This is a genomic window from Bacillus sp. JUb11, assembly GCF_024807925.1.
GTDB classification, from domain to species: Bacteria; Bacillota; Bacilli; order Bacillales; family Bacillaceae; genus Bacillus; species Bacillus altitudinis.
The window spans coordinates 139959-154131 of the sequence record NZ_JANUEZ010000001.1 but is presented as its reverse complement, the minus strand read 5'-3'; the positions used below and the strand labels follow the sequence as shown (position 1 = coordinate 154131).

At 42.5% G+C, this 14173-nt stretch carries 11 protein-coding genes and 1 riboswitch; of the genes, 1 reads left to right on the top strand and 10 read right to left on the bottom strand.

What is annotated here, in order from left to right:
• Positions 1-4 precede the first annotated feature (4 nt).
• Positions 5-1462, bottom strand: coding sequence for an ABC transporter permease (locus M2369_RS00730; RefSeq protein ID WP_259253276.1), 1458 nt, complete (start codon positions 1460-1462; stop codon positions 5-7).
• 129 nt (positions 1463-1591) lie between these two features.
• Between M2369_RS00730 and M2369_RS00725 the strand changes: the two genes are divergently transcribed.
• Positions 1592-3340, top strand: a complete 1749-nt coding sequence (locus M2369_RS00725; RefSeq protein WP_135009377.1) for an ABC transporter ATP-binding protein — start codon at positions 1592-1594, stop codon at positions 3338-3340.
• A 43-nt stretch (positions 3341-3383) separates the two neighbouring features.
• Here the strand turns inward: M2369_RS00725 and M2369_RS00720 are convergent, their stop codons facing one another.
• From M2369_RS00720 to M2369_RS00680, 9 genes are all read right to left on the bottom strand, one after another.
• Positions 3384-4619, bottom strand: a complete 1236-nt coding sequence (locus M2369_RS00720) for an aspartate kinase (RefSeq protein WP_056705939.1) — start codon at positions 4617-4619, stop codon at positions 3384-3386.
• A gap of 131 nt (positions 4620-4750) precedes the next feature.
• Positions 4751-4928, bottom strand: a riboswitch (Lysine riboswitch).
• 61 nt (positions 4929-4989) lie between these two features.
• A complete protein-coding gene (gene uvrC / locus M2369_RS00715) occupies positions 4990-6762 on the bottom strand; it encodes an excinuclease ABC subunit UvrC (protein ID WP_259253275.1) in 1773 nt (590 codons plus the stop codon).
• 139 nt (positions 6763-6901) lie between these two features.
• Positions 6902-7216 (bottom strand): thioredoxin, encoded by a 315-nt coding sequence (gene trxA, locus M2369_RS00710; protein ID WP_007501629.1) that lies wholly within the window; start codon positions 7214-7216, stop codon positions 6902-6904.
• A 246-nt stretch (positions 7217-7462) separates the two neighbouring features.
• Positions 7463-8941 (bottom strand): alpha-N-arabinofuranosidase, encoded by a 1479-nt coding sequence (locus tag M2369_RS00705; RefSeq protein WP_096881715.1) that lies wholly within the window; start codon positions 8939-8941, stop codon positions 7463-7465.
• A 75-nt stretch (positions 8942-9016) separates the two neighbouring features.
• Positions 9017-9994 carry an electron transfer flavoprotein subunit alpha/FixB family protein gene (locus M2369_RS00700; protein WP_017358243.1) on the bottom strand — a complete coding sequence of 326 codons (978 nt, stop codon included), beginning with the start codon at positions 9992-9994 and terminating at the stop codon, positions 9017-9019.
• A 44-nt stretch (positions 9995-10038) separates the two neighbouring features.
• On the bottom strand, positions 10039-10812 hold the full coding sequence (locus tag M2369_RS00695) for an electron transfer flavoprotein subunit beta/FixA family protein (RefSeq protein WP_259253274.1): 774 nt from the start codon (positions 10810-10812) through the stop codon (positions 10039-10041).
• Between the two features lie 31 nt (positions 10813-10843).
• Complete coding sequence (locus M2369_RS00690; protein WP_017358245.1) at positions 10844-11623, bottom strand: enoyl-CoA hydratase; 780 nt, start codon at positions 11621-11623, stop codon at positions 10844-10846.
• 25 nt (positions 11624-11648) lie between these two features.
• Positions 11649-12233 (bottom strand): fatty acid metabolism transcriptional regulator FadR, encoded by a 585-nt coding sequence (locus M2369_RS00685; protein WP_017358246.1) that lies wholly within the window; start codon positions 12231-12233, stop codon positions 11649-11651.
• 174 nt (positions 12234-12407) lie between these two features.
• Positions 12408-14117, bottom strand: a complete 1710-nt coding sequence (locus tag M2369_RS00680) for an AMP-binding protein (RefSeq protein ID WP_259253273.1) — start codon at positions 14115-14117, stop codon at positions 12408-12410.
• Positions 14118-14173: the final 56 nt, after the last annotated feature.

Sequence of the window (14173 nt, the reverse complement as noted above, 5' to 3'; positions counted from 1 at the left end):
TACTTCAATATTGTTTCATCTTTGATCTAATACGAGGATCAAAAAATGCATATAAAATATCAATGATGACATTCACGATGGAGATGGTAATCGCCACATATACAACCCCTCCCAAAATACTCGGAATATCAGGAATAAACTGCTTATCAACAATATAGCTTCCAATCCCACTAATGTTGAATACCTTTTCTGTAACAGCCGCTCCTCCAAGCATGCCGCCGAAAAGCAGTCCAATGACGGTAATAATCGGAATCATGGCATTGCCAATTCCATGTCGCCATAGAATATACTGCTGACTTAGCCCCTTTGCTTTTGCTGTAATCATGTAATCTTCATGAATAACTTCGAGCATAGATGACCTGGTCATCCGAGCAATCGAGGCAGTTAACCCCGTACCAAGGACAATGACTGGCATGAGTAACGATAACCAATTTTCTGGGGAATACGTGGCGGGAAGCCATTTCCATTTAATCGAAAAGTTCAAAATGAAAATGAGTCCTTGCCAAAAATTTGGAATAGACAACCCAAGTAATGCGATAAACATGAACGAATAATCAAAAAATGAATACGGTCTTGTTGCAGAAATAACCCCTATTGGAATGGCAATCACAATCGCCATGACGAGTGACCAAACAGCTAATGTGAGCGTGATAGGAAATTTACTCGCTATGCTTGTTGCCACTTCTTCATTTCCGGTAAACGATTTTCCTAGATCAAATGTGAAAAGTCCTTTTAAAGCATTCCAAAGCTGTTGGATATATGGTTGATCTAGACCATATAGGTGATTAAAAGCTGCGATTTGCTCCTTTGTTGCGGATTCTCCAAGAATATTTACTGCTGGATCAAATGGAGAGAAATAGAGAATGGTAAAGACAAGAATGACTACACCGATAATCACCAATACACTCATAAGCAGCCGTTCAACAACATATTTCAAGAATGCATGCCGGTATAAAAAAAGCAGAATGTACATTGGTAAGCCTGGAATCAATGTCACCATAAGAAAAAGCCGGTTAGATAATAGTGAAGCAAAAACCGTGTGAAACGTGACTTTCGACTGACCTTGTTTTTTGAGCTCTTCCTCAACCTTCAATTTCACTGTTTTTTGAAAGGCTTCTTCTGTCCACTGGTGAGTGAGGCTGTCGATCTCATGTGGATCTATTTTTTCATGGAAGAATTCTTTTTTCCTCAACACTTGCTGCTGAATATCCGCTCTCATTTTCTCTTTAACACCGGAAACATCTAAACGAGCCTTCACTTCTTCTAATACATGAATATATGTATCTTGTTTACTCTTATGTAAATAATAAAAAAACACAAACAAATGCACGGGTAAACCAACAATCCACAGCACTAATTGATATGCGCGGCGCGATTGAATGTCTTGAAATATTCGACTAACCCAGGATGGATGAGATACGCCGCCAATCTCATCATGTTTTACAGCTACCATTCTCGACAACCCATCGTTCCCCCTTTCACATGAATGTTCGTTCCAAAAAGTTAATTTCATTATTCCGATCTGTATAGTAAAGTTTATGCTAGCTTCATTTGAAAGTCAATATCCATATCATACAGGTGGTGGAAAAAATTGAAGGATTTAGCACCTCTTCTAACAGTGAAGGATTTACATATATCTTTTCACACACGAGATGGCGAATTAGAAGCTGTCCGTGGCATTAGCTTTGAAGTAAACAAAGGAGAAACACTTGGTATTGTCGGGGAATCAGGAAGCGGGAAAAGCGTAACAGCCCGGAGTATTTTACAACTCCTTCCATCACCTCCTTCTTTTTTAAAATCAGGACGCATCACCTTTCAGGGGGAAGAACTCACAACAAAAACGGAAAAAGAAATGCAGGCTGTAAGAGGGCGGGATATTGGCATGATTTTTCAAGACCCTATGACGTCTCTCAATCCAACGATACGGATCGGACCCCAAATCGCTGAAAGCTTAATCAAACGCAAGAAGCTTTCAAAAGAAGAAGCCAGACGACAGGCCATTGACCTGATGAAACTTGTAGGGATTCAGCATAGTAAGGAGCGCTATCAGCAATATCCTCATGAATTCTCTGGCGGTATGCGTCAACGGATCGTCATTGCCATCGCTTTAGCCTCTCAGCCAGCCTTGCTTATCGCAGATGAACCAACGACTGCACTCGATGTGACGATACAAGCCCAAATTTTACATGTGATGAAGGATATTCAAGAACGATTTGGGACATCGATTATTTTCATCACACACGACCTAGGCGTTGTTGCCGGAATGTGTGATCGAGTGGTTGTGATGAAAGAAGGAAAAATTGTCGAATCCAATACAACAGAAGAATTGTTTGAAAACCCTCAGCATGAATATACAAAACAGCTTCTCAATTCTTTGCCTCGTTTACATGAAAAGAAAAAAAACAAGAAAGATTTTGATGCCATACATATCAAACATCATCCGCCTTTACTGAAAGTTAAATCATTATCTCAGCACTTTCAAATCGGTAAAGGGCATGTGCTAAAAGCGGTTGATCAGATTGATTTTTTGATTAAACGCGGAGAGACACTGGGGCTTGTTGGCGAATCAGGTTCAGGGAAATCAACCACTGGCCGAGCGATCCTGCGCTTAAACGAACCAACAGATGGAGATATCTTATTTCAAGGCATTCCAGTCCACCGTCTGTCGAAAAAAGAAATGAAAACGATGCGGCGGCATATGCAGATGATTTTTCAAGACCCTTATTCATCTCTAAATCCTCGCTTTAAAGTGCTGGATATTATCGGACAGGCGCTTGATCTCCACAGGTTAAGCACAAACAACACCGAAAGAAGAAAAAGGGTGGAAGCACTGCTTGAGATGGTTGGCCTCAAGCCGTCACATGCCGATCGGTACCCTCATGAATTCTCCGGAGGACAGCGCCAGAGAATTGGAATCGCAAGGGCGCTTGCCGTCGAACCACAATTGATTGTATGTGATGAACCTCTGTCTGCACTTGATGTTTCTATCCAAGCGCAAATCGTACGCTTATTAGAGGATCTTCAGAAAAAGCTTGGGTTGACTTATTTATTCATTGCACACGATTTGTCGATGGTGAAACATATTAGTGACCGAGTGGCTGTGATGTATGCTGGTAAAATTGTTGAATTAGCCGAAAGTGAGGAGCTTTACAACAATCCGCAGCACCCCTACACAAAATCGTTACTTTCAGCTATCCCTATACCTGATCCTAAAGTGGAAGCAAAGAAGGAAAGGTTCGTTTCGGCAGAACAGATGGACGAAGATCCTTATCATTTACAGAATGCAGAGTTAGTAGAAATATCAAAAGATCACTGGGTTGCCATTCCAACAGCACAATAAAAAAGAGGTGTACCCGCTACAATGGGTACACCTCTTTTGTTGTTTAAGAATGAGCAGCGGCGCTCACCTTTGATAATTCAAACGCATCATGAAGGGCTTCTACCGCTTTCACCATATCTTCACGATCAACGACTGTTGAGACTTTGATCTCAGACGTACTGACCATTTTCACTTGAATGTCTTTTTGAGCTAACACAGCGAACATTTCAGCCGCAACGCCTGGGTTTGAAACCATACCAGAACCCACGATGGATACTTTGGCTAATTTGCTTTCTGTCTCAATCTGCTCATAACCAAGCGCACCTTTGTATTCTTCTAATACTTCAACTGTTTTAGACAAATCATCCGTTTTCACAGAGAAAGAGATGGAGGTCTGATTGGTGCTTGTGACAGACTGAATGATGATATCGACATTGATATTTTGCTTTGCAAGTGTCGTAAAAATCGTCGATAGCGTTGTTAAACCGCTTGAAAGGCCGCATACCGTCACGCGTGTCATCTGATCTTCAAATGCAATGCCTCTTACAACTAAATTTTGTTCCATGGATGATTCCTCCTCAATTAACGTACCCGATTCATTTTCAATACTAGAACGGACTTCTAGTGGGATTTGATAATTTTTTGCAAATTCGACCGCTCTCGGATGCAGCACACCTGCTCCTAAATTGGCTAACTCAAGCATTTCATCGTATGAAATTCCTGCAAGTTTTCGCGCAGATGGCACATAACGAGGATCTGTTGTAAACACACCTGGTACGTCCGTATAAATATCACATTTGTCCGCTTTGAGTGCCGCAGCTAGTGCCACAGCAGTCGTGTCTGATCCACCACGCCCAAGTGTTGTAATATGTAGATCATCCGCAATTCCTTGGAAACCTGCTACAACGACGACTTTTCCCGCACTCAGTTCTTCTTTGATTCTTGCTTCATCGATGTCCACGATTCTTGCATTTCCGTGCACCTTCTCTGTTTTCATCCCAGCTTGCCAGCCTGTAAAGGAAATGGCATCATAACCTTTTGCTTGGAGTGCCATTGCTAATAATGAAATGGTCACCTGCTCACCAGTTGTCAGTAGCATATCCATTTCTCTTTTGCTTGGATCATCTGTGAGTTCTTTCGCTAGGTCTACTAGAACATCCGTTGATTTGCCCATCGCAGACACAACCACGACCACATCATTTCCTGCCTCGCGTTCAGCGATGACTCTCTCTGCGACATTGCGAATTTTTTCTGTCGATCCAACAGATGTTCCACCAAATTTTTGTACAATTAGTCCCATGTCTACCACCCTTTTTCAAAAGATCACGTGTGAGAGAAGAGGCTGCGGAGACTGCTCTGTTCACTGCAAATAAAAAAGCAATGAGAGAACAAATCTCCCATTGCTTTAAAATCATCATCAAACGATGCAAACAATGAGATAGCCCTCCAAGAAATGAATTCTTGACAGCCCTACATTTCTTCAATGTACAGCCAGCGAATAAAATGAGTGGATTTTATTCACTTCGGCGACGCTCCCCTTTCAGCCCTCTTCCTAGATCCCCTCGATCTCTGAAGGCTTACTCTTGAAGTTCGCACCTCTATCTTCAACAAACAACACGTTCATTTATTAAATTAGTCACATCTTAACAGACTTTTGGAAAAAGTACAATCTATTTTTTTAATGCCTCCATTAAAAGTTCAGCCGTTTGTTTCGGAATACCAGCGTCCTGAAAATTCTGGATAGAGGCTTCTTTCATCTTTTTCACAGAGCCAAAATGTTTCAGCAACTGCTTTTTGCGCTTTTCCCCGATACCTGGGACATCGTCTAGAATAGACTGGAATGCATTCTTCCCGCGCAGCTGCCGATGAAAACTAATCGCAAATCGGTGCACTTCATCTTGAATACGCTGCAATAAATAAAAGGCCTGACTATTCCGCTCCAGCGCAACAATTTCAAGCGTATCACCCATCATAAGATTCGATGTCCTGTGTTTTTCATCTTTCACTAGACCTGCCACAGGAACAGACAGATTTAATTCATTTTCGAGCACATCTATGGCTGCGTTGATTTGTCCTTTTCCTCCGTCGATTAAAATCAAGTCAGGAAGCGGCAGTTCATCCTTTAACACACGGGTATACCGCCTTCTAATGACTTCACGCATGGAAGCATAATCATCGGGCCCCTCAACGGTTTTAATTTTGTATTTTCGGTATTCCTTTTTATACGGCTTCCCGTCTTGGAAGACAACCATAGCGGATACGGGGTCTGCTCCTTGGATATTGGAGTTATCAAACGCCTCAATCCGGTATGGCATATAAATATTGAGTGCATCGCCAAGCTGCTCCACTGCACCAATTGTCCGTTCTTCATCACGCTCTATAAGCGAGAACTTTTCTTTGAGAGCAATTTTGGCGTTTTGGTGGGCAAGTAAAAGCAAATCCTTTTTCTTTCCTTTTTTCGGCTGATGAACATTCGTTTCAAGCAATTGCTCAATCATCTCTTGATCGACGCTGTCCGGCACCAAAATTTCTTTCGGAAGAAAATGGTTGTTCTTTTCATAAAACTGCCCCATAAACGTGAGAAATTCTTCCTCAGGGTCTTGATACATCGGAAATAGGCTGACATCACGTTCGATTAATTTCCCCTGTCTGATGAAGAAGACTTGGACACACATCCAGCCCTTATCATAAGCATAGGCAAACACATCACGATCGGATAAGTCACTCATCGTCATCTTTTGCTTTTCCATCGTTGAGTCAATGTATGCGATTTGATCTCTCAGTTCTTTTGCCCGCTCAAATTCTAATTGTTCGGCCGCTTCTTGCATCTTTTCTGTTAATTCTTTCTTGATTTGCTGATGTCCTCCGTTTAGAAATCTTGTGATTTCGTCGACGAGCTGTTTATTCGTTTCTTCAGAAATGTCATACACACACGGAGCAAGACATTGTCCAAGATGATAATAAAGGCAGACTCGGTCAGGGAGTGTCGCACATTTTCTAAGTGGATATAAACGGTCGAGCAGCTTTTTCGTTTCTCTTGCTGCTTGTACGTTCGGATATGGACCGAAGTATTTCCCTTTATCCTTTTTCACATTGCGGGTGACAATCAGCTTAGGGTGACGTTCATTCGTAATTTTAATAAAAGGGTACGTTTTGTCATCCTTGAGCATGACATTGTATTTCGGGTCATATTTTTTGATTAAATTCAGCTCTAAAATAAGTGCCTCAATATTTGAAGAGGTGACAATGTATTCAAAGTCTTCGATTTCACTGACAAGCCGCTGCGTTTTGGCATCATGAGATCCTGTAAAATAAGAGCGGACCCTATTTTTTAATACCTTTGCCTTTCCCACATAAATGATCGTATTTTGTCTATCTTTCATTAAGTAACAGCCTGGTTGATCAGGTAAGACTGACAGCTTTTCTTTGATCAATTTGTTCATATTTTCATCCGTCCTTGTTTTCCACTTTCACTCCTTCTAGTGTATCACGAACATTTGTTTTATACCACGATGAAAGAAAAGCGGCTCTCGACTATACGAGAACCGCTTTTGAGATCATGCCACGCGGGCATAGATCGGTTTATAGATGTTTGTTTACAAGCTCAGCTAGTGCTTCTTTTGGTTTGAAACCAACAGACGTTTCGACGACTTCACCGTCTTTTAAAACAAGAAGTGTTGGGATACTCATAACGCCATATTTACCAGCAGTTTCTTGGTTATCATCCACATCAATTTTTACAATTTTCATTTTATCGCCCATTTCTTGATCAAGTTCTTCAAGAACTGGAGCAATCATTTTACAAGGTCCGCACCAAGGTGCCCAAAAGTCTGCAAGAACAACACCTTCTGCAGTTTCTTGTGAAAATGTTGCGTCAGTAGCTTTTACGATTGCCATTATTCATTCCTCCAATGTAAATTATGCTTTTTAGTATAGCATCTACCAATGTGACTTGCGAATGAAATGCTTACGAATCATTTTTTATGAAATGAATTAAAAAACAAACCGTATAATCGCACCAATAACAACAATCGCACCGATGATCATCAGAATGGTTCTAAGCATATGACATAACTCCCTTTCCGCTTCATTTACAATGTATGATGCCCCAACATTCTTCTCATCAAACATTGAAATATGCGATCAAGCCAGATCGACGGTCAACATTACAACCGACATAGGCGGCAGATCAATAGTCAGCTCGCCGTGCTTAACAGCAAATTGCCGAAAGTCCTCAGGCTGAACGGAATGAGGATCATCGAACGTGTTGTGCGCATTCATCCGATCAGCAGTCAGCACACGGCCAGTGACCTTCGTTTTTGCATCGATTCCCTCTATCGCAAGAGATACGTCTGCTTTTTCATGGGGATTCACATGACATAAACTTATATGCATCTTGTCAGATGACCGCGAGGCTGACACACTGACTTGAGGGATTTTTTCACCCCGGCGTTCATACGAAGGAGCATTCAATTCTACTTCAAGCGCTTCTTCTTCTTGATGCACTTGAAACATGTGAAATACGTGATAGGTAGGTGTCAGGAGCATCTTTTCGTCCTGTGTTAACACCATCGCTTGCAGCACATTGACGGTCTGGGCAATATTCGCCATATGAATCCGCTGGCAATGGCGATGAAAAATATGAAAATGCAAGGCACAGACTAGAGCATCTCTTAATGTGTTTTGCTGATACAAAAACCCTGGATTTGTCCCCGGTTCTGGATCATACCATGTCCCCCATTCATCAATAATCATCCCGATTCGCTTGTCTGGGTCATAACGATCCATGATCTCTCCGTGATCTACAACAAGCCGCTCCATTTCAGACGCCTTTTTCAGCGTTGTAAACCACTCATCCTCATCAAAATCGGTCGCTGACCCTTTCTTCTCCCATGTTCCTGGGACCGTATAGTAATGCAAACTGAGCCCATCCATCCAAGGCGCTGCGCGCTCCATTAATACTTTTGTCCAATTCACATCATTTGAATTCGCACCGCATGCGATTTTGTAAATGCGCTGACCAGCAAATTCTCTCACATACGTTTGGTAGCGTTTATATAAGTCTGCATAATACTCTGGCGTCATATTTCCACCACATCCCCAGCTTTCATTGCCTACACCAACATACGTCAGCTCCCACGGTTCTTGTTTTCCATTTTGAATCCGCCAATCCGACATAGGTGTCCCCTTAGGAAATGTGATATATTCAATCCATTCTGCTAATTCTTGAACAGAACCGCTTCCAACGTTTCCACAAATATAAGGCTCACATTCAAGTAATTCACACAGTCTCATAAATTCATGTGTACCAAACGCATTTGATTCAACGGTGCCACCCCAATGAGTATTCACCATCGGCTTTCGTTCACTCAGATCACCGACTCCGTTTGCCCAATGATACTCGTCTGCAAAACAGCCGCCCGGCCACCTCAGCACCGGGATATGTAAGGCTTGAAGTGCCTTTAGTACATCGGTACGAATCCCCTCAATATGGTCAATCGATGAGTCTTTCCCTACCCAAATGCCGTCATAAATTCCTCTTCCTAAATGCTCTTGAAAGTGTCCATAGATGTGTTTAGAAATGCGTCCAATCACTTCATTGATTTTTACTGTCCCATTCACTTGTAAACCGCTCCTTTGTTTCGTGATGACATACAAAAAAACCCAGAATACCTAGGCATTCTGAGTGTATGAGCGTTAAGAATGGATATTCATCTTTTTTAACTCTTCATTTAAAAGCGGAACGACTTCGAATAAGTCACCGACAATTCCGTAATCGGCAATTTTGAAGATTTCAGCTTCTGGGTCTTTATTGATCGCAACAATGACTTTACTGTTGGACATACCGGCTAAATGCTGAATAGCTCCTGAAATCCCGCAGGCAATGTAAAGGTCAGGTGTGACGACTTTACCGGTTTGACCAATTTGCAGGGCATAATCGCAATAGTCAGCGTCACATGCACCACGCGAGGCACCGACTGCTGCGCCAAGCGTTTGGGCAAGTTCTTTCAGCGGTTCAAAGCCTTCTTTGCTCTTGACCCCCCTGCCTCCTGCGACAATGACCTTCGCTTCAGATAAATCTACACCTTCTGATGTTTTTTTAATGACTTCCTTCACGATCGTTCTTAGGTTTTGAATATCGACAGAAACTGGCGTCACTTCTCCGCTGCGTGACGCATCACGCTCCAGCGGTGCCACGTTGTTTGGACGGATAGTAGCCAAAAGCAGACGATCTGTTGAAATGACTTTTTCAAAAGCTTTTCCTGAATAAATCGGTCTAGTGAAAACAAGATGTTCACCGGTAACGCTTACATCTATTGCATCTGAAATTAAGCCTGTTTGCAGGCGTGCAGCTATTTTTGGTGACAAGTCTTTTCCGATCGATGTATGACCGAACAGCACTGCATCAGGATTGACTTGATCTAATATTGCTTGAAGCGCCTGCGCAAAACCATCAGACGTATAATAAGAAAGATGCGGGTGCTCGACGATCATCACATGATCCGCTCCATAATAAAGCAGTTCATCCGCTTGGTCTTTGACGTGATCCCCTATTAAAACGCCAATCACTTCACCGCCATCAGCCACCTCGTGAGCGGCAGCAATCGCTTCAAAAGTCACATTTCTTAATTTACCGTCACGACTTTCTCCAAGTACAACAACTTTTTTACTCATCCTTTAAGCTCCCCCTTGTTCTCGTGATATCGTAAAGTGGATGTTTAGATGACTTTTGCTTCATTTCTTAGCAGGTCTGTCAGTTCCTTGACCTGATCCTGAAGCTCGCCGCTCAGCACCTTGCCACCCTCTTTTTTCTCCGGTAAAAAACGTTCAATGGTTTTGATTTTATATGGCACATCGTCTTCATCTAAATCTAGATCGTCTAATTCTAATTCTTCTAAAGGCTTTTTCTTTGCCTTCATGATGCCTGGTAACGATGGATAACGAGGCTCATTGAGACCTTGCTGCGCGGTGACCACTAGCGGGAGCTCGGCAGAAATCACTTCCACATCACCCTCTGCATCTCGCTCAATTGAAGCTGAGTCGCCGTCGATTTGAATACTTGTAATGGTTGTGACATATGGAAAACCGAGTAATTCAGCAAGACGCGGGGCCACCTGTCCAGACCCGCCGTCAATCGCTACATTCCCTGCTAAAATTAAGGAAGCTTCTTTATCTTTGAAATAGTGATATAGAATCGTAGAAGCGGAAAACTGATCCCACTCCTCCAAATCATCTTCAACATTTAATAAAACGGCTTGATCGCAGCCCATTGCAAGTGCTGTTCTAAGCTGTTTCTCCGCATCTTCATTGCCAACTGTCACGACCGTTACTTCTCCCCCGTGCTCATCCCGAAGCTGAATCGCTTCTTCAATTGCGTACTCATCATAAGGATTAATAATGAACTCTGCCCCATCTTCTTGAATAGCACCAGACTGAATAGAGATTTTCTCTTCCGTGTCAAACGTACGCTTCATTAAAACAAAAATATTCATTCATTTCTCCCCCTTGTGTCGTATTAATCCCTTATTCCCCTTTAAAATTCGGTTTGCGCTTTTCGATAAAAGCCTGGATGCCTTCTTTGGCATCATTCGACTGGAACACCTCAGCAAACTTTTTGGCTTCCAGCTTCATTCCGCCATCATATGAGTACACTTTTGTCGCATTCAATAACTCAAGCACATACTCAAGCGTTTTAGGGCTTTTCGCTGCAAATTTCGCCGCCAATGTTTTGGCTGTTTCCAGCGCTTCTTCTTCTGTTTCCGCAAGTTTTGAAACAAGTCCGCAAGCAAATGCTTCTTCCCCTGTAATCGGCTCAGCTGTTCCCATCATTTCAAGTGCTTTAGCTGATCCAACATAGCGAGGCAGGCGCTGCGTTCCGCCGAATCCTGGGATAATACCGAGATTTAATTCCGGCAGTCCCAGCTTTGCATCTTTTGTTGCGATTCGAATATCACATGACATCGCCAACTCAAGCCCGCCGCCTAATGCTGCCCCGTGAATGGAAGCAATCACCGGCTTTGGACATTGTTCAATTCGTTCAAACACTTGCTGTCCTCTGTCTGCAAGGCTGGCATAATCAGATTCTTCCTGCAAGGTCGTAAATTCTTTAATATCAGCACCTGCTGAGAAAAATCTACCTTCTCCATGAATGACAATAGCTCTCACTTCACTGTTTTGTTCAAGCTGATCAAACATGTCGTTGAGTTCAGTGAGAAGCTGAGAGGATAAGGCATTTGCAGGTGGGTGTTGAATCGTGATGAGTGCTGTCTGTTCGTCTTGGTGTAAGCTAAGTATTTTTTCCATGTCAATCATCCTTTTTCAATTGTCTTTAAGATTGATGTATTCCGTTTAAGAGAAGATCATGTACACTTTCTGCGAGTGCAGGCAGGTCATACTTTTGATCATTCATGACCCATGTTGTAGCGGTTTCGTCAATCGTCCCAAATACCATTTGTCTCGCTAAGCGGACATCTAGATTTTGTCTAAATTCTCCTGTCTTCTTTCCTTCGGTTAAAATGGAGTCTAGCATATTTAAATACCCTTTCAGCACCTCATTGATTTTTTGGCGCAGTTCAAGGTTTGACTGCCTGAGTTCAAGCTGTGTCACAAGGGCCAAATGATGGTCTTGCGATAGCAGGCGAAAGTGTTCTCGAATGAGGAGAAGAAGCTTTTCTTTGGCAGACGGTTTCTTTTGAATATCTGTTTCCATCCGTTCGATGAATTGTCCCATTTTTTCTTTGAACAACGAGATCAAAATGTCCTCTTTGTTTTTGAAATAGAGATAAATGGTTCCGTCTGCTACCCCTGCTTGTTTGGCAATCTTTGAAACTTGTGATTGATGGTAGCCGTTCTCTGCAATCACCACAACGGCTGCATCAATAATTTGCATGTACTTCGGTCTTTTCTGCTTCAATGTGCTTCGTCCCTTTCTAAATTGAATGAGCATTCATTCATAACTTTATGTTAAAAAGAAACGAGTGATTTGTCAAGTGATGTTCTTCTTTCTTTTCAACCTTTAGCATACCAGAGCAGACACCTACAATTCAAATCATCCGGCCGCTTGACCGGATGATGCTGGTTCATTCTCTCATCGATCGACTGGTTCTTCTTTTGAAGATGATTGCTTTCTTTTTTCTTCCTCAATTAACACTCTGCGCAAGATTTTCCCTACAGCCGTTTTAGGCAGTGATTCCTTAAATTCGTAGACACGCGGCACTTTAAATGAGGCAATTCTTGTTCTAACAAAACGATCCAGTTCATCCTCTGTTACATAGGCATCCTTTTTCGGGACAACAAAGGCTTTTACTGTTTCCCCTCTATACGGATCTGGAATACCCGCCACAACCACTTCTTGTACAAGCTCATGCTCATAAAGGGCTTCTTCAACCTCTCTTGGGTAAATATTATAGCCGCTCGCGATGATGACATCCTTTTTCCGGTCTACGATATAGAAAAAACCATCCTCATCCATATACCCAATGTCTCCTGTGAAAAACCAGCCGTCTCTTAACACTGCCGCTGTCTCCTCCGGCTGATTCCAGTATCCTTTCATGATTTGAGGACCTTTGACGATAATCTCTCCGTGCTCATATGGCGCTTTGAGTCCACCCGTTTCTTCACAATAAATACCGGCATCTGTATTCGGCCAAGGGCACCCGATACTTCCTATTTTGTTCGCTCCCCATAAGAAATTGGCATGAGTGACAGGAGAAGTTTCTGAAAGTCCATACCCCTCCACCAGCCTTCCTCCTGTTAGTTTTTCAAAACTCTGTTTGACTTCAACAGGAAGAGCGGCCGATCCGCTTAAGCATGCGGTGATGGATGATAGGTCATACTTTTCAATATTCGGATGATGAAGCAGGGCAATATACATCGTTGGTGCTCCTGGGAACAGCGTCGGTTTCTGTTTTTCAATGGTCTTCAAGGCATCCGCTGCATCAAAACGCGGAAGAAGAATCATTTGATGACCTTCTTTGACTGCAAGGTTTAGCACGGTCGTCATGCCGTATACATGAAAGAACGGAATAATCCCAAGAATCCTCTCTTTTCCGCGGTTCGTTTTATACATCCAGGATGCACACATTTCTGTATTGGCTACTATATTTTCGTGTGTGAGCATGACTCCTTTTGGTAAACCGGTCGTTCCGCCTGTATATTGCAAAACTGCGACATCCTCTTTCGGTTGAAAGGGTATTTGCGGAATCCGTTCTCCTGACGATTCTTTCATGATCTGTGAGAAATGATGAATGGTCTCACTCTTCTCCACTTGGATGACCATGTTGTTTTTCCTTCGCTGGACAATCGGAAACAATATGTTTTTCGGAAATGGCAAGTAATCTTGTAATTTTGTGATGATCAAATGTTCCATACTTGTCAGCGCTTTCATTTTATAGGCCTTTGGATACAGTAGATCGAGAGTGATCAGCACCTTAGAGCCACTGTCCTCCATTTGATATTCCAGTTCTTTCTCCGTATAAAGCGGATTGGTTTGAACGACAATGCCGCCTGCTATTAAAACCGCATAATAAGAAATCACCGATTGCGGGCAGTTTGGCAGCATAATCGCTACTCTGTCGCCTTTTTTGACACCGATGTCAATCAAGTGACTGGCTAATTTCAGTGCATCTTCTTGTAACTGCTGGTAGGTGATGTTTTTTCCTAAAAAATGAATGGCTGTATGCTCAGGTGCTGCCTCTGCGGAGCTGAATAAGTAAGATTGCAACGTTTCATTTGGGATGGTGAGTTCGTGGGGAATTTGATTCGGGTAATGCAGAAGCCAACGTTTATCTGACTGCATAAAAACCCTCCTTCCTGAACTTTCGTACTATTTTATTATAGCAAACTTTTCCTTAT